The organism is Pseudoduganella sp. LjRoot289 (genome assembly GCF_964252925.1).
Classification (GTDB): Bacteria; Pseudomonadota; Gammaproteobacteria; order Burkholderiales; family Burkholderiaceae_D; genus Rugamonas.
Map to the genome: position 1 here is coordinate 4,237,374 of NZ_CAXUPN020000001.1, position 17,588 is coordinate 4,254,961.

The 17,588-nt window shown below is 63.2% G+C and carries 10 protein-coding genes; 4 read left to right on the forward strand and 6 right to left on the reverse strand.

The genetic code is table 11. The features are described 5' to 3' along the window. Positions 1-25 precede the first annotated feature (25 nt). Positions 26-2,803, forward strand: a complete 2,778-nt coding sequence (gene glnE / locus ACSQ8Y_RS18085; RefSeq protein ID WP_436267820.1) for a bifunctional [glutamate--ammonia ligase]-adenylyl-L-tyrosine phosphorylase/[glutamate--ammonia-ligase] adenylyltransferase — start codon at positions 26-28, stop codon at positions 2,801-2,803. Next, positions 2,800-3,255, forward strand: coding sequence for a cache domain-containing protein (locus tag ACSQ8Y_RS18090; RefSeq protein WP_436267821.1), 456 nt, complete (start codon positions 2,800-2,802; stop codon positions 3,253-3,255). The genes glnE and ACSQ8Y_RS18090 overlap by 4 nt, the downstream gene beginning before the upstream one ends. A gap of 1,070 nt (positions 3,256-4,325) precedes the next feature. Here ACSQ8Y_RS18090 and gap read toward each other — a convergent pair. Both gap and tkt read right to left on the reverse strand, forming a co-directional pair. Continuing rightward, positions 4,326-5,336, reverse strand: a complete 1,011-nt coding sequence (gap, locus tag ACSQ8Y_RS18095) for a type I glyceraldehyde-3-phosphate dehydrogenase (protein WP_436267822.1) — start codon at positions 5,334-5,336, stop codon at positions 4,326-4,328. A gap of 38 nt (positions 5,337-5,374) precedes the next feature. After that, entirely contained in the window at positions 5,375-7,372 is a 1,998-nt protein-coding gene (gene tkt, locus ACSQ8Y_RS18100; RefSeq protein ID WP_436269855.1) for a transketolase, read from the reverse strand. A 133-nt stretch (positions 7,373-7,505) separates the two neighbouring features. Here tkt and ACSQ8Y_RS18105 point away from each other — a divergent pair, with 133 nt between their 5' ends. Together ACSQ8Y_RS18105 and ACSQ8Y_RS18110 are read left to right on the forward strand one after the other, a co-directional pair. Further along, positions 7,506-8,231 (forward strand): 16S rRNA (uracil(1498)-N(3))-methyltransferase, encoded by a 726-nt coding sequence (locus ACSQ8Y_RS18105; RefSeq protein ID WP_436267823.1) that lies wholly within the window; start codon positions 7,506-7,508, stop codon positions 8,229-8,231. Between the two features lie 195 nt (positions 8,232-8,426). Next, complete coding sequence (locus ACSQ8Y_RS18110; RefSeq protein ID WP_436267824.1) at positions 8,427-10,055, forward strand: NAD(P)/FAD-dependent oxidoreductase; 1,629 nt, start codon at positions 8,427-8,429, stop codon at positions 10,053-10,055. 35 nt (positions 10,056-10,090) lie between these two features. On the opposite strand, the gene ACSQ8Y_RS18115 is transcribed toward ACSQ8Y_RS18110, so the two are convergent. The 4 genes from ACSQ8Y_RS18115 to corA all read right to left on the reverse strand — a co-directional run bounded on the left by ACSQ8Y_RS18115 (position 10,091) and on the right by corA (position 17,543). Further along, positions 10,091-11,440 (reverse strand): sensor histidine kinase, encoded by a 1,350-nt coding sequence (locus ACSQ8Y_RS18115; protein WP_436267825.1) that lies wholly within the window; start codon positions 11,438-11,440, stop codon positions 10,091-10,093. Between the two features lie 32 nt (positions 11,441-11,472). Next, on the reverse strand, positions 11,473-13,020 hold the full coding sequence (locus ACSQ8Y_RS18120) for an HD domain-containing phosphohydrolase (protein ID WP_436267826.1): 1,548 nt from the start codon (positions 13,018-13,020) through the stop codon (positions 11,473-11,475). Between the two features lie 125 nt (positions 13,021-13,145). Further along, positions 13,146-15,929 carry a TonB-dependent receptor gene (locus ACSQ8Y_RS18125; RefSeq protein ID WP_436267827.1) on the reverse strand — a complete coding sequence of 928 codons (2,784 nt, stop codon included), beginning with the start codon at positions 15,927-15,929 and terminating at the stop codon, positions 13,146-13,148. 639 nt (positions 15,930-16,568) lie between these two features. Beyond that, entirely contained in the window at positions 16,569-17,543 is a 975-nt protein-coding gene (corA, locus tag ACSQ8Y_RS18130) for a magnesium/cobalt transporter CorA (protein ID WP_436267828.1), read from the reverse strand. Positions 17,544-17,588 lie beyond the last annotated feature (45 nt).

A 17,588-nucleotide genomic window follows, 5' to 3' on the forward strand; every position in this document is an offset into this window, starting at 1 on the left:
ACTTCCTGCCCATATGACTGACAGCATGACCGACAGCAACGCCAGCCAGCTCGTTTCCTCCTCCCGTTACTACCAGCGCTGGACCGGCGCCGATCCCGGCCGGGCCGCCAAGGTGGAGGCGCTGGCGCTCACGCCGCTGACCGGGCTCGACTTTGCCGACTGCCTGGCGCGCGAGATGGACCAGGGGCCGGACGCCGCACGCCCGGCGCTGCCGCTGCCGCGCGCCATGCGCCGCCTGCGCAACCTGCTGGTGTGCACCCTGATCCGGCGCGATCTGGCCGGCCAGGCCGACCTGCACGAGGTGGTCACGGCGATGACGCGCTTCGCCGACTTCGCCATCCAGCGCCATCTGGCGGCGCTGCACGAGGAGATGGTGGCGCTGCACGGCCAGCCGGTCGGCCACGAGAGCGGCGAGGAGCAGGAGCTGATGGTGCTGGCCATGGGCAAGCAGGGTGGCGGCGAACTGAACGTCTCGTCCGACATCGACCTGATCTTCGTCTACCCGGAGGACGGCGACACCGTGGCCGGCCCCGGCCAGCGCTCGCTGTCCAACCACGAATTCTTCATCCGCCTGGGCAAGAAGCTGATCGCCGCCCTGTCCGAGATCACCGAGGACGGCTACACCTTCCGGGTCGACATGGCGCTGCGCCCGAACGGCGGCTCCGGCCCGCTGGCCGCCAGCCTGAGCATGGTCGAGCAGTATCTGATCGTGCAGGGCCGCGAATGGGAACGCTACGCCTGGGTCAAGGCGCGCGCCGTCACCGGCAAACCGGCCGACATCGCCGCGCTGGACGCCATCGTGCGGCCCTTCGTGTTCCGCCGCTACCTGGACTTCGGCGTCATCGACGCCATCCGCAGCATGCACGCCCAGATCCGCGCCGAGGTGAACCGCCAGGAGCGGCTGCACCCGGACCGCAGCAACAACGTCAAGCTGGGGCGCGGCGGCATCCGCGAAATCGAGTTCCTGGCCCAGGTGTTCCAGCTGATACGCGGCGGACGCGACGCCACGCTGCGCGACCGCTCGACCCGCGCCACCTTGCGCGTCCTGCCGGAAAAAAGCTTGCTGACGGCCGACATCGTGCTGCAACTGCTCGCTTCCTACACCTTCCTGCGCAACCTGGAACACCGCCTGCAATACCTGGACGACGCCCAGACCCACACCTTGCCGCCCAACGAGGCCGACCAGCTGGTGGTCGCGCACATGATGGGCCTGCCGGACGTGGCCACCCTGCTGGCGCGCATCGAGGCGCACCGCAAGTTCGTGGCCGAGCAGTTCGATGCCATGTTCGCCGATAAGACCGCGAACGGCGGGCAAGACGCCGACATCGACCCTGCCACCAGCAACGAGTGCGCCGACCCGGACAATCTGGAGGCGATCCAGGCCCGCTTCACCGCACTGGGCTATGACGACCCGGCCAGCGCCGCCCAGCGCCTGGTCGCCACTTGGCAGGCGCCACGTTTGCAATCACTGCCCGAGGCCAGCCGCAACCGCCTGGTGTCGCTGGTGAACGCGGCCCTGCCGCTGATCGCCCGCACGGCGCAGCAGTCCAGCGTCGGCAGCCAGCTGGTGACGCTGGGTTCCCTGCTCGACTTCCTGGAGGCGATCGCGCGCCGCTCGGCCTATTTATCCTTGCTGACCGAGTATCCGCACACCCTGGAACGCGTGATCCGCATGATGCACGCCAGCGGCTGGGCCGCCAAATTCCTCACCAAGCACCCCATCCTGCTCGACGAGCTGCTGGACGACCGCATCCGCAACGCCGTGTTCGACCCGGCCGCGCTGGCCGCCGAGCTCGACGGCCAGCTGGCCGCAGCCGCCGGCGACACCGAGCGCCAGATGGACATCCTGCGCGAAGTGCACCACGCCCAGCTGTTCCACCTGCTGGCGCAGGACCTGGCCGGCGACCTGACGGTGGAAAAGCTGGCCGACTACCAGTCCGCGCTGGCCGACGTGATCGTCGCCGCCACCGTGCAGGCGGTGTGGCAGACGGTGGCCACGCGCCACCGCGACGTGCCGAAGTTCGCCGTCATCGCGTACGGCAAGCTGGGCGGCAAGGAGCTGGGCTACATCTCCGACCTCGACGTGATCTTCCTGTTCGACGACGACGACCAGGACGCCCCGGCCCAGTACGCCAAGCTGGCGCAGCGCTTCATCACCTGGATGACCTCGCACACCTCGGCCGGCATCCTGTTCGACGTCGACATCGCGCTGCGGCCCGACGGCGCCAGCGGCATGCTGGTATCCAGCGTGCAGGCATTCGAACGCTACCAGGACAGCTCGGCCTGGATCTGGGAGCACCAGGCGCTGACGCGCGCCCGTTTCTGCGCCGGCGACGCGGCCATCGGCGAGCGTTTCGAACAAATCCGCTGCAAGGTATTACGCAAAGAACGCCCGATCGGCGGACCGCTGAAACTTGAAGTGCTCAATATGCGCAAAAAGATGGCGGAAGCGCGGCCCAACCGTTCCGAGCTGTTCGATTTAAAACAGGACGCCGGCGGCATGATCGATATTGAGTTCATCGTTCAATACCTGGTGCTGCAGCACGCGGCCACCTATCCCCAGCTGACCGGCAATGTCGGCAATATCGCGCTGCTGAAAATGTGCGGCGAACTGGGATTAATTAAACCGGAATTGGCGGCCAGCGTTGCCGACGCCTATCGTGCTTTCCGCAAGTTGCAGCATCAGATGCGCTTGCAGGGCCAGGAAAATGCCCGCGTCGATCCAGCCCGCGTTGCCGGCCATGCGGAAAAGGTTATAGATTTATGGCAGGAAATCTTTACCACCCAAGGAGAGTCGAAATGAAGATGTTTTTAAGTGGTGTCGCAATCAGCCTGGGCATATTCGCCCTGCCAGTGTATGCCGCTGAAAAAGGATCGGCCAACGAAGCGGTCGCCATGGTGAAAAAAGCCGCGGCCCTGATAAAGTCCGACGGCAAGGACGCGGCTTTCGCGGCCATTTCCGATCCGGCCAACAAGGATTTCCACGACCGCGATCTGTATATTTATGTGTACGACCTGAATGGCGTGGCGGTGGCACATGGCGTTAATCCCAAGCTGGTCGGCAAAAACCTGATCGATATGAAAGACAATGAAGGCAAAGCCATGATCCAGGAGATGGTCAAAGTAGCCAAGGAAAAAGGTAGCGGCTGGGTGGATTTCAAATGGCCCAATCCGGTGACCAAGGCGATCGAGGCGAAGTCCGGGTATGTGGAGAAAGCGGGTGATCTGCTGGTGGGTTCCGGCATTTATAAATAAAACAGTCTTCATCCAGCCCCAGCGCCGCGTCTCGCGGCGTTTTTTTTCGCCACTCACGCCAAACTTTGGCTTAATTAAGCCAATATTCGGCCTGTATTTCGCCTACTCGCGGACCTGTACGCCAGAGGAAGCTCGAAAAACTTCAAATCATGTCATCCACATCGGCGAACCGCCGCGCAGGGTGTAGCAAAAAGTTCGTAGGACATTCGCGCACCTGCGGAATGATATCCGGCAGCAAGGGGAATCAATCCGTGGCAGCAAAAGGTCGCGGCGCATGGTTTGCGCGGCGGCCGAACAGTCGAAAGGCTATAGAATACCCCTGCAGGCTATTCTTTCCGTCAGCGCCGCCATTGCCGGCTTCGCCTGTAGCCCAGTCCGCGTTTGCACTGATGCGCCTGCCATCGCACCTCCCCCTATCCAGCGCGTTGAAATCATCAGCTCCGCGATGCACGTCGACGTTAGGGTGCCTCGAATAGTCGCCAATTTGTCATTCCGCATCGACGGACCGCCGCGCATGGTCCGGCGCCCCGCGTGAATCGATTCTATGCCTCTGAACATGCGAAGTATGGGTTCCCGCCTGCGCGGCGGTCCGCCGATGCGGAACGACAAGCATTTTGAGGTACCCGCTATAACCGAAGGGCATTTCGAATAATCACCGATTTATCATCCTCGCGCAGGCGGGAATCCATGCTACGCGTCTGAGCATGCAATGTATGGGTCTCCCACGTTCGTGGGAACGACCGGTATTTCGAGATGGCCCAAATTGCCGGTCACTGCGGTTGGAAAAGAAGGGCCTCGAAATACCTGGGCGACCTGTGCGATCAGAGCATTCCCATCATCGAAAATATAATGCCCTGCCTTAGGAGCCGTCGATTAATTCGGCATTTTTCCGGAGTTCTCTCGTACAACGTCCGGAAATCGAATAATTCAACGCGTCCTTTTAATTAGTTAAGGCGAAAAAAATCCCCCATCAGCCTGAACGCGCTCTAGATCGCGCTCAGTGCAGATGGGGGATTTTTACGTCGCGTGGCGGCGGATTAGCGCGCAGCGCGTAACCCGCCAAGCGGCAATTACTTGGCGGTCATCAGCGCGACGGTGGTGTCCAGCATACGGTTGCTGAAGCCCCACTCGTTGTCATACCACGACGACACCTTCACCAGGCGGCCCGACACTTTGGTCAGGGTCGAATCGAAGTTCGACGACGCAGGGTTGTGGTTGAAGTCGATCGACACCAGCGGCTCGGTCTGGTAGGTCAGCACTTCTTTCAGCGCGCCTTCGGCAGCGGCTTTCATCAGCGCGTTGACTTCGTCGACGGTGGTGTCGCGCGCGGCGATGAAGGACAGGTCGACCAGCGAGACATTGATGGTCGGCACGCGGATCGCGAAACCGTCCAGCTTGCCGTTCAGCTCAGGCAGCACCAAGCCGACAGCGGCGGCAGCGCCGGTCTTGGTCGGGATCATCGACATCGTGGCCGAACGGGCGCGGCGCAGGTCCTCATGCATCACGTCGGACAGCACCTGGTCGTTGGTGTAGGCATGCACGGTGGTCATCAGGCCGGTTTCCAGGCCGATGGCGTCGTGCAGCGGCTTGACCAGCGGTGCCAGGCAGTTGGTGGTGCACGATGCGTTCGAGATCACGGTGTCGGTGGACTTCAGCACGTGCTGGTTCACGCCGTACACGATGGTCGCGTCGACATCCTTGCCGCCCGGAGCGGAGATGATGACTTTCTTGGCGCCGCCCTTCAGGTGGGCCGAAGCCTTTTCCTTGGTGGTGAAGAAGCCGGTGCACTCCAGCACGACGTCCACGCCCAGGTCGCCCCATGGGATTTCAGCCGGGTTGCGCTGTGCGAACACGCGGATCACGTCGCCGTTGACGATCATGTTGTCGCCGTCCACCGTCACGGTGCCAGGGAACTTGCCGTGCGCGGTGTCGTAGCGGGTCAGGTGCGCGTTCGACTTGGCGTCGCCCAGGTCGTTGATGGCAACGATCTGGATGTCTTGCTTTTTGCCGCCTTCGTAGAAAGCACGCAGTACATTACGGCCGATGCGGCCGTAGCCGTTGATTGCTACTTTGATCGTCATACTAAGCTCCTGATGAATAAGAAAAGGGTACTAGGTAATTATGCAACCAGAACAGATTTAACTTTGGCCACGACGTTTTCCACCGTGAAGCCGAAATGCTTGAACAGCACAGGCGCTGGAGCGGACTCGCCGAAGGTGTCGATGCCCACCACCGCACCTTCCAGACCGACATATTTGTACCAGAAATCGGTCACGCCGGCTTCGATGGCCACGCGTGGCGTGCCCTTGGTCAGCACGCTGGCCTTGTAGGCGGCGTCCTGGCGGTCGAACACGTCGGTGGATGGCATCGACACCACGCGGGCGGCAATGCCTTCGCCGGCCAGCGCGCTGGCGGCGGCCACGGCCAGTTCCACTTCGGAACCGGTGGCGATCAGGATCACCCGGGCGTCGGCCACATCGTTCAGCACGTAGCCGCCCTTGGCGATATTGGCCACCACGGCGGCGCTGCGCTCCTGGTACGGCAGGTTCTGGCGCGAGAAGATCAGGGTCGACGGACCGTTCTTGCGCTTGACCGCCTCGCCCCACGCCACCATCGATTCGACGGTGTCGGCCGGACGCCAGTTGTCCAGGCCAGGGATCAGGCGCAGCGACGAGACGTGCTCGACGGACTGGTGGGTCGGGCCGTCTTCGCCCAGACCGATCGAGTCGTGGGTGAAGACGAACAGGGAACGCTGTTTCATCAGCGCGGCCATGCGCAGCGCATTGCGGCTATAGTCCGAGAACGTCAGGAAGGTGGCGCCGAACGGGATGAAACCGCCGTGCAGCGTGATGCCGTTCATGATGGCGCTCATGCCGAACTCGCGCACGCCGTAGTTGATGTGGTTGCCAGGCTTGCCGGAACGCAGGTTGACCGACTCTTTCCAGTTGGTCAGGTTGGAACCGGTCAGGTCGGCCGAGCCGCCCAGGAATTCAGGCAGCACCGGCGCCAGGGCCTGGATCGCGTTCTGGCTGGCTTTGCGGGTGGCGATGGTTTCCTTCTTCTCCACGCAGGCGGCCACGGCGGCGGCCAGGGTGGCGTCGAAGGCGGCTGGCAGTTCGCCGGCCATGCGGCGGGTCAGCTCAGCGGCTTCGGCAGGGAACTTGGCGCTATATTCGGCGAATTTCGCGTTCCAGTCGGCTTCGTGCTGCGCGCCGGCGGCTTTCGCGTCCCATGCCGAGTAGACGTCGGCCGGGATTTCGAACGGGGCCGGGGTCCAGCCGATGTATTCGCGGACGGCGGCGATTTCCTTGTCGCCCAGCGCGGCGCCGTGCACCTTGTCGCCGCCCTGCAGATTCGGCGAGCCCTTGCCGATCACGGTCTTGCAGCAGATCAGGGTCGGTTTGTCGGCCTTCTTGGCGGCCGCGATGGCGGCGTCGACAGCGGCAACGTCATGGCCGTCGACAGCGCGGATCACGTTCCAGCCGTAGGCTTCGAAACGGGCCGGGGTGTCGTCGGTGAACCAGCCTTCGACTTTGCCGTCGATGGAGATGCCGTTGTCGTCGTACAGGGCGATCAGTTTTTTCAGGCCCAGGGTGCCGGCCAGCGAGCACACTTCGTGCGAAATGCCTTCCATCAGGCAGCCATCGCCCACGAACGCGTAGGTATAGTGGTCGACCACGTCCAGGCCCGGCTTGTTGAACTCGGCCGCCAGCAGGTACTCGGCCAGCGCCATGCCGACCGCGTTGGCGATACCCTGGCCCAGCGGGCCGGTGGTCGTTTCCACGCCCGGCGTGACGTCCACTTCCGGGTGACCCGGGGTCTTCGAGTGCATCTGGCGGAAGGCGCGGATGTCGTCCATCGTCACCGCGTAGCCCGCCAGGTGCAGCAGCGCATAGTGCAGCATCGAGCCGTGGCCGTTCGACAGCAGGAAGCGGTCGCGGTTCAGCCATTTCGGGTTGGCGGGGTTGTGGCGGTGATGACCGCTCCACAGCGCTACGGCGATCTCGGCCATGCCCATAGGCATGCCTGGGTGGCCGGAATTAGCCTTTTGCACAGCGTCCATTGCCAGCGCGCGGATCGCGTTGGCCATTTGAGTGGTAGGGAGCGTAGTAGTCATCATGTTAATGGAAGGTTTGGAGAGGGACAGCAGTACAGCGTGCTTGCTTGAACCAAGTATTTTACCAGACCAAGGGGCGGCCAATTAAAATTGCGGCTATCTCAGCACGCTCAAGCGCACCCAAGGACCCCGCATGCCCCGTTTCTACTGCCCGCAGCCGCTTGCCATCGGCCTCATCATCGACCTGCCCGAGGCGGTCGCCCACCACATGCACGTGGTGCGGCTGGCGCCGGGCGAGGCCATCACGCTGTTCAACGGCGACGGCGGCGAGTACACGGCGGTGCTGCAATCGGTGGAAAAGCGCCGCGCCAGCGCGGAAATCAAGGCCCACACCGCGCGCGACACCGAACTGCCCTACGCGGTGACGGTGGCGCAGGCACTGCCGGAAGCGTCGAAAATGGACTGGATCATCGAAAAGGCGGTGGAACTGGGCGCCGCCGCCATCCAGCCGCTGGCCGCGCGCCGCTGCGTGGTGCGCCTGTCGGGCGAGCGCGCCGAGAAAAAGCTGGCGCACTGGCAAGGCGTGATCGTCTCGGCCAGCGAGCAAAGCGGGCGCAACCGCCTGGCCCATCTGGCGCCGGTGGACGACTTCAAGGACTGGATAGGGCAGCAGGACATGCACCGCCGCGTCATCCTGACGCCGCGCGCCAGCCAGTCGCTGGCCGACTGGGCCCGCCACCAGCCGCCGCAGGCGCTGACCATCATGGTCGGCCCGGAAGGCGGTTTTTCCGATGAGGAAGAAGACCTGGCCATCGCCCAAGGCGTGCTGCCCCTGTCGATGGGTCCGCGCATCCTGCGCACCGAGACCGCCGCGCTGGCCGCCCTCGCGGCGCTGAACGCCAGTTGGGGCGGCATGTAGCAGAGATATGTCATTCCCGCGCCAGCGGGAGTCCGTGCTGAGCGTGGTACCCAGCGACAGTTGAGTGCATCATGCTTTCTATGGATTCCCGCTTGGGCGAGAATGACAATGCGCGGCAGGAACGACAATGCATCGCTTAAAGCCATGCTAAAATTCCCAGTTCTGCCCGATAACTACCGGCTCTGGAACCGACACATGCTGCGACTGAACGAAGTAAAACTCCCGCTCGACCATACCCCCGAACAACTGACCGCCGCCATCCTGGCCCGGCTCCACATCGAGCCCGCCCAGCTGAGCAGCTACACCGTCTACAAGCGCAGCTACGACGCGCGCAAGAAATCGGCCATCGTCCTGATCTACGCGGTCGACGTGGCCACCACCGACGACGACGCCGTCCTGAAGGCCAATGCGCGCGACAGCCATCTGATGCCCTCGCCGGACACCCGCTACAAATACGTGGCGCAAAATGTCAACGCCAGCGGCGCGCAGCCGCGCCCGGTGGTGATCGGCATGGGCCCTTGCGGCCTGTTCGCCGCGCTGATCCTGGCGCAGATGGGGCTGAAACCCATCATCCTGGAGCGAGGCAAGACCGTGCGCGAGCGTACCAAGGACACCTTCGGCTTCTGGCGCAAGCGCGAGCTGAACCCGGAATCGAACGTGCAGTTCGGCGAAGGCGGCGCCGGCACCTTCTCGGACGGCAAGCTGTACAGCCAGATCAAGGATCCCAAGCACTACGGCCGAAAGGTGCTCACCGAGTTCGTCAAGGCCGGCGCGCCGGAAGAGATCATCTACGTCAGCAAGCCGCACATCGGCACCTTCCGCCTGGTCAAGATGGTGGAGGCGATGCGCCAGGAGATCGTGTCGCTGGGCGGCGAGATCCGCTTCTCGGCCAAGGTGGCCGACATTGAAATCGACGAGACGGACGGCGTGCGCCAGGTGCGCAGCCTGACCCTGGCCGACGGCGAGCGCATCGCCACCGAGCACGTGGTGCTGGCCATCGGCCACAGCGCGCGCGACACCTTCGAGATGCTGTACGAGCGCGGCGTGTTCATCGAAGCCAAGCCCTTCTCGATCGGCTTCCGCGTCGAGCACCCGCAGTCGCTGATCGACCAGTGCCGCTTCGGCCCCAACGCCGGCCACCCGCTGCTGGGCGCGGCCGACTACAAGCTGGTGCACCACGCCTCCAACGGCCGCGCCGTGTACAGCTTCTGCATGTGCCCGGGCGGCACCGTGGTGGCGGCGGCGTCCGAGCCGGGCCGCGTGGTCACCAACGGCATGAGCCAGTACTCGCGCTCCGAGCGCAACGCCAACAGCGCCATCGTGGTCGGCATTTCGCCGGAAGACTATCCGGGCCACCCGCTGGCCGGCATCGAATTCCAGCGCCGCCTGGAGGAAAAAGCGTACGAACTGGGCGGCAGCAACTACAGCGCGCCGGGCCAGCTGATGGGCGACTTCGTGGCCGGCCGCGCGTCGACCGAGTTCGGCGCGGTGGTGCCGTCGTACAAGCCCATGGTGCACCTGACCGACCTGGCCAGCATCCTGCCGGAATACGCGGTGACGGCGCTGCGCGAAGCCTTCCCGGCGTTCGACAAGCAGGTCAAGGGCTACTTCAAGGCCGACGCCGTGCTGACCGGCCTGGAGACGCGCACCTCCTCGCCCATCCGCATCAAGCGCCGCGACGACGATCTGCAAAGCCTGAACACGCGCGGCCTGTTCCCGGCCGGTGAAGGCGCCGGCTACGCGGGCGGCATCCTGTCGGCCGGCGTGGACGGCATCAAGGTCGCAGAAGCGGTCGCGCTGTCGATGGCGGCCAAGGACGCCTGATTGTCATTCCGCATCGGCGGAATGACATAGAGAGCCTACTCCGGCAGCGGTAACTTCACGTGGAAGCGGCAGCCGCGCTCCACGCCGCCGTCCACCGCCACCCGTCCGCCCATCTGTTGCACGATGGTGTAGACGATATGCATGCCCAGCCCCGAACCGCCCTGCCCGCGCTTGGTGGTGAAGAAGGGCTCGAACACCCGCTCGCGCACGCCGGGCGGCATGCCGACGCCGTCGTCGGCGAAATCGATCAGCAGCCAGGACTTGCCGTCCGCATCCGCTTCGGTTTTGGCCTCCACGGTCACCACGCCGGGCCCGCCGTCGGGATAGCCGTGCTTGGCCGAGTTCATCAGCAGGTTCGACAGCACCTGCGACAGCTTGCCTGCCGGCATGCGCGCGCGCAGCGCTTCGTCTATCCGCAGTTCCACCGTGATGGCACCCTTGCGCAGTTCCGGGCTGTGCGCCGAGACCACGCCCTGCACGTAGTCGCGCAATACCAGTTCGGTCACGTGCTCGGTGCCCTGGTCCACCGCCAGCTGTTTGAAATTGCCGATCAGTTCAGCCGCGCGCGCCAGGTTCTGCTCGATCAGGTTGGCAGCGCCCTTGAGCCGTTCGGCCAGCGCGATCAGCTCGGAGCGGCTCACCTTGGCCCCGTTGAGCGTCTCCACCATCTGCCCCGCATAGGCGCTCATGCCCGATGCCGCCGTCACCGCCACGCCGATCGGCGTGTTCACCTCGTGCGCCACGCCGGCCACCAGCGCGCCCAGCGCCGCCATCTTTTCCTGCTCCACCATGCTGGCCTGCGCCGCGCGCAAGGCCTCGGTGCGCTGCAATACCTTGTGCTCCAGCAGTTCCTCGCGCTCCTGGTGCTGCAACTCGGCCGCGCAGCGCGCGGAGAAGATCGACAGCAGCGACAGCGCCAGCAGGCGCTTGTTCTCGTCGATGGCATTGGTGTCGATGGCCGACAGGATGCCCAGCGTCTTGCCCTCGGTGTCTATCATCGGCATGCCTATGTAACTTTCGGCCTTCATGTCCACCAGCAGCGTGTCCTGCGGATAGTCGGCCTGGATGCCGCAGGCGTGGAAGCACATGGTCTGGTCGGTCACGTCCTGGCAGGGCGTGTGGCGCAGGCTGTATTCCATATTGGGCAGGAAGTCGCCGCCGCCCCACACCGCCAGCGTGCGTATGCCTTCGCCGTCGCCCATGGCGATCACGCGGCCGGCGATCACATAGGTGACGTCGAGCGCCTTGGCCAAGTCGCGCACCAACGTGCGCATGAACTCCTCGCCGCGCACGCGCGCGGTGGAGGCGGTGATCGAACGCAGCGCGGCTTCGGCCAGCAGGCGGCTGTCGTGCTCGTCGAACAAAGCGGGGGACTGGGCGGTCATGACGGGCTCCGGCGGCGTGGCCGCGGCGTGGATCAGTGGGCGGGATGGCGCTGGTAAAGTATCTTCAATTCGGCCGCGTGCGCCAGCAGCAGCGCGGCCAGCGCCGGATCGAAGCGGCGCCCGCTTTCGGCCTGCACCTGCTCGAGCGCCTGCGCCAGCGGCCGGGCCGGCCGGTAGCAGCGCGGACTGACCATGGCGTCGACGAAATCGGCCAGCGCCGTGATGCGTCCGGCCATGCTGATCTGCTCCCCCGCCAGGCCGCGCGGATAGCCGCTGCCGTCCCAGTTCTCGTGGTGTTCATAGGCGATGTCGGCGGCCAGGCGCAGCACCGGCTGGTCCGAACGCAGCAGCATGGCGCGGCCGATTTCGCTGTGCCGGCGCATCAGCCGCCATTGCCCGCTGTCGAGCGGACCGGGCTGGTTGAGCACCGCATCCGGCACGCCGCTGTGGCCGACGTCGTGCAGCGGCGCGGCCTGGCGCAGCTGGCGCACCACGGACGGCGCCAGTTCGGCGGCGCGCGCCAGCATGGCGGCGATGGCTCCCACCCGCGCCACGTGGCCGCCGCTTTCCGGCGAGCGCCGCTCCAGCGCCTCGCCCAGGATGGCGATGGTGGCGTCCTGGGTCGATGCGCCTTCCTCGCGCTGCAGCAGTTTTTCATAAGTGATGGCGACATTGGCCGAGAACAGCGCCAGCAGCTCGCGCTCCTCGTCGCCCACCGGGTCGGAAAAGGACATGTACAGCAGGCTCTCGTTGCCTTCGCGCGTACGGTGGTAGCAGGCGTAATAGCGATCGCCATGGTGGTCCTTGCGCTCGCGCAGGCAACGCCTGAAGGCGGTGGCCACCTCAAGCGGCAGCTGCGCCAGCGTTTCGTCGGCGCGCAGGCATTCATAGGCCGGCGTCACGGCCAGCACCCGCAGGCGCTCGTCGAGCGGCGCCGCCGCATAGGCTTGGATGCTGCCGTTGCGGCTGGCGCAAACGCCCTCGCCGTCGTGGCCCAGCAGCGCGCTGGCCTGGGCCAGCACCGCCGAGCAGAAACCGCGCAAGGTGTCCGAGTCAACCACCTGGGTGATGGCGTCGATCGAGCGCCGCAGCCCGCTGCGGGCGCGCTCTAGGCGCATCAGGTCGCGGTAGGCGCGCAGCGTCGCATAAAACACGGTACTGAGCTTGGCATGCGTCAGGTCGGTTTTTTCGCGGTAGTCGTTGATGTCGTAGGTTTTCAGTACATAGGCTTGCGGCGCCTGGCCCGGCTGGCCGGTGCGCAGCACGATGCGCACCTTGTTGTCGCCCAGTTCATCGCGGATGTGGCGCACCAGGTCCAGGCCGGCGTGCTCGCTCTCCATGACCACGTCGAGCAGGATCAGGGCGAATTGGGCGTCCGCCAGTACGGCGCGCGCCTCGGCAGCCGAATAGCAGTGGGTGAAACGCAGCGGGCGCCCGTCGAACATGAAGTCGCCCATCACCAACTGGGTCACCTGGTGCACCGAGACGTCGTCGTCGACGATCAGTACCTGCCACGGCGGCAGCGCGGCCGGTGGCGGCGCAGCTTCGTCGTCGAATTGCATGTCATCGTCGTCCAGCATGGCGGCCTCGCGTAGGCACTGCTTACTTGCATATTGTACATCGATACTGCGGCAGAGAATAAAAAAAGGACGCCCGAAGGCGTCCTTTAAGACTGCGGCGCAACGGCCGCCGCAGCAGTTCCCGATTAGAACGAGTAGTTCGCGCCTACGCTGAAGAAGCGGCCTACTGCGCCGGCCTGGTGCAGGCTGGCATTGTAGGAGGTCAGGTTGTTGGAGTTGCCGTAGGTGGCGACGTCGATCGGTGGAGCTTTGTCGAACAGGTTCGTGATCGAAGCGCGCAGCGTCAGGTTTTTGTTCACTTTGTACTGCAGGTTCAGATCGGTCGTCAGGAACGATGGGATCTTGCAATAGCTCAGCGGGGTGGTCGTGCCGAAGAAGTAGGCACGACCCGAGACGCCAGCCGCATCGGCGCAATCGAGCACATCAACCGATGGATCGATCGCCTTGAACGAGCCCACCCAGTTGAAGGTGGTGGTCACGGTGGCCGGGCCTTTTTCCCAGCCCAGGGTCAGCTGAGCGCGGTTTTTCGGATTGCCGGTGTTGCCCGACACTCCCGATGGGCCGTGGGTGCCGGCCAGCTCGAACTCCTGCCCGTTCGACTCGATCGTGTAGCTGATCATATGGTTGACGTTCAAGTTCGCCTTGAACTTGCCTGGTTCGCCGAAGTTATGGTTGAACAGCAGGTTCATTTCCAGGCCGCTGGTAGTGGTCGAACCTGCGTTCACGTAGCCCGAAGCGGCGTAGGCGATGGTGCCGACCGAAGGGATGCCTTGCGACGTGCCACCCTGCGCATTGGTGATCTCAACCGGGAACGGCTGATTGCGCACATAAGTCGGAACGAAACCTGGCAGGGCCGACGCCGTGGTGATCTGGTTCTTCGCTTCGATCTTGTAATAGTCGAAAGTGGCGTTAAGCGACTTGATTGGGTCCAGGATCAGGCCAAGGGTATAGGAACTCGACTTCTCCGGCGCCAAGTCCTTGGTGGTGACTTGGACGAAAGCTGGAGCGAAGTTACATGCCGATGGCACATTGCCTGGGGTCTTAGGATTGCCGTCTTTGCACAGGATCGGATCGTTGACCGCATGGAATGAGAAGAACGACGAAGCGGTGCCGTTTTCAGCCGAGTTCGGAGCGCGGAAACCCTTGGCAAACGTGCCGCGCACGGTGGCCATCGGGGTAGCCTTCCACTTGACCTTGGCGGCCGGTGTGAATGAGTTGCCGTAAGTGTCAAAGTGGTCGTAACGAGCCGACGCGATCAATTCCAAGTTCTTGACTGGCAGTGCGTTCAATTCGGCGAAAGCGGCGGTGTTGGTTTCTTCGCCGAAGGAGTAGGCTGCGCCGTTGCCGACGGTGCCTTGCTGCAGCAGGATAGGCGAAGGTGCGTTCAGCTTCTTCTTTTTCCAGCTGACGCCGGTTGCCAGCATCAACGGACCGCCCGGCAGTTGCATCAATTCGCGGACGCCGATCACGTCGGCATAGGTCAGCTTGTTAGTCGCCTCGTTCGAGAAGTGAGGCTGTATCAGTTCCATCACGGCTGGCGAATTGCCGCCCAACGGGTTGAACGGGTTTGCCAGGTTATTCAACGCCTTGTACAACTCGATACGGTTCACGTAGCCGCTGTAGTCGATCTCGGTCTTGACTTGCGAAGCGCCCAGGGAAGCGGAGATATCCCAGCCCATCGCCGTACCTTTCAGGTCGGCGGCGAAGCGGGTAGAGGTAGCCGTATTGTCCTGAGTGCTGGCTGGGTTCAGACCTGGAATATAGCCATACAAGCGAGCGGTGCCTCCGGTCTTGTTCAGCGGATAGCTGGCAGGGAACGTCGTCACGCCAAAGACATTCACGATGGCAGGGTTCTGGCCTGGAATCAGCGCGGTGTTACCGGCGAAGCTTGTTGGCGAGAAGGTTGCTGGGACGCCGCGATTGTTCACGCTGTTACGCTTGAACATCGACGCTTTCAGCGCCAGGTTCCAGTCCTCACCCAGACTCTTGGTAAAGCCGGCAATCACGTTCGCGTTCTGCGACTCAGGCTGCAGGAAGGAAACCGTGTCGCGCACGTAGCAGCCGCCGGCCTTGTACTTGAGGAAGTTGCAGCTCGGATCCAGGAACTGGAAGTTTGCTTCGTCTTCCGCGCCGACTTTGCCGGTAACCGGGTTCTTGACCGAGTTGGGCTTGTAGAAGAACGGGCTGCTGGCAGCGACCAGGCCGGCATTCTGCGCATTCGGGATACCGCGGCGCAGATCCATTCCGCCACGGCCGGTCCAGTTCCCGTCGGCCCAGATCTGGTTGTCGCGCTGCGACAGCATGATGGCGTTCGCATGGCGGAATTCACCAGCGATGTAGGCGTTGTAGCCGTCGGTGTTCAGGTCGCCGAAACCAGTGGTCAGTGCCACTTTGTAGTTTTTGCCGCCGCCGTGCTGGGAATTACCCATGTCGGCTTTGATGTTGGTGCCCTTGAAGGTCTTTTTCAGGATGATGTTGACCACACCAGCCACCGCGTCCGAACCGTAGATCGACGAAGCGCCGTCTTTCAGAACCTGGATGCTGTCAACCGCGTCGAACGGGATCGAGGACACGTCGACGAACTGGCGCTGCGCGTCGTCCGACAGCGGGTACGGTGCCATGCGGTGGCCATCGATCAGCACCAGGGTCAGGCCGACGGACAGGCCGCGCAGCGAAACGCCGGCGGCGCCGTTGGCGAAGGCGCCGGAGAAGCCGGTGCCCAGCGCACCCTGGCCGTTGGCGGTCAGGTTGCTGAGTACTTCAGCGATCGAGGTGGAGCCGGTCTTGATCAGGTCGTCCGCAGTCAGGATTTGCACTGGGCTGGCGGTTTCCTTGTCAGCGCGGCTGATCAGGGAGCCGGTCACGACAACGCGCTGCGGCGCTGCTTCGGCGGCTGCTTGTTGCGCCATCGCTGGCTGGATGAATGCGGCGGCGCCGAACGCTGCCATCAGGGAGCGAACTAATACGGTTTTTCTTAACATTGTGATTTTTCCCAATTAAAAGCCGTCTGGTAGACGGCTGTACGATTATCTGCAGCCGATTCCCGGTCGGCTGTTTACTGCGTACCACTCATTTCTTTCGCTGTTGCGAAATTTTGCCAAATTCACTTGTCGTTTTTTTGGCAAGCAGCAATCAAAACACGGCGCGAAATGGAGTGTCAACAAAGGAATTGTATTGATGTGTTTTTACGACATTATTAATAATGCATTACAAAAGGCGTACGCCGGCAACGCCCATGCATGGTGCGTTGCCGCACCCGTACCGGGCGGTTTCATAGTAAGAAAGGGGAATAAGAAGGATTAACGTCGAGTGGGGGAGCTTATGCCGCGCTGCAGCAATGCGTCGTGCGCGCAATCATTAGTCCGAATAACATTCTGTAAAAAACTAGGATTTTCCAATTTTATTCAATTAGTCCAAACCGTATTTTGTACGGCTGGACCTTCAGGGCCCGAATAAGGATATTCGGTTAGTCATTCAACGCATCAATGTTGTGATGGAAATGACACGGGGATATTAAAGTCAAATTTTCTAATTGACAATAAATTTTCCTACAGCCAGCCCGCTTTTCGGAATTTTCGGTACAAATAACAACACACTGTGACCATGAGCAACAATGCGGCCGGGTAGCCGTAGCGCCACTCCAGTTCGGGCATGTACTTGAAGTTCATGCCCCAGATGCCGGCGAAGGCCGTCATCACCGCGAAAATGGCGGCGCCGGCGGCCAGCTTCTTGTTCACCTCGCCCTCGTCGATGGCCACCATCGACAGGTGCACCTGGATCGCCGTGCTGATGGTGTCGCGGATCGAGTCCAGCGTGGTGTTGATGCGGTGCAGGTGGTCGTGCACGTCGCGGAAGTATTCCTGGCTGTCGGCGCAGACGGACGGCACGCGGCCGCCGTGCAGCTTGCCGACCGCGTCGAGCAGCGGCACCACGGCGTGGCGCAGCACCAGCGCCTTGCGCTTCAGCGCGTACAGGCGCTCGATGTTGTCGCGCTGTGACTTTTGCTCGAAGATGCGCTCCTCGATTTGCTCCAGCTCGGTTTCCATGGCGTCGGCGACGGGGAAGTAGCGGTCCACCACGGCGTCCATGATGGCGTACAGCACGAAGGCCGGCCCCTGCTTGAGCAAGTGCGGCTCGCGCTCGGCGCGGGCGCGCACGCCCAGCAGGTCGTGCGCACTGTTCTGGCGGTTCGACAGCACGTAATTGGGGCCGACGAAGACGTCGACCTCGCCCAGCACCAGCTCGCCGTTGCCGCCCGGGCGCTGCTCCACGGTCTTGACGACCACGAACAGCGAATCGCCGTACTCCTCGATCTTGGGCCGCTGGTGGCCCCGGCTGGCATCCTCGACCGCCAGCGCGTGCAGGCCGAACTCCTCCTGCATCTTGGCCAGCTCGCCCACGTCACCGTCGCGCAGCGCCACCCAGACGAAACAGTCGCCGCGCGCGACGTAGTCGCTGATGTCCTCGACTTCGACATCGGCCAGCTTGCGGCCATCCTGGTAGGCAACACAATTAATCAGCATAAGGATTCAGCTTCGGCAATAAAGCCGAAAGCTTAGCATGGCCAT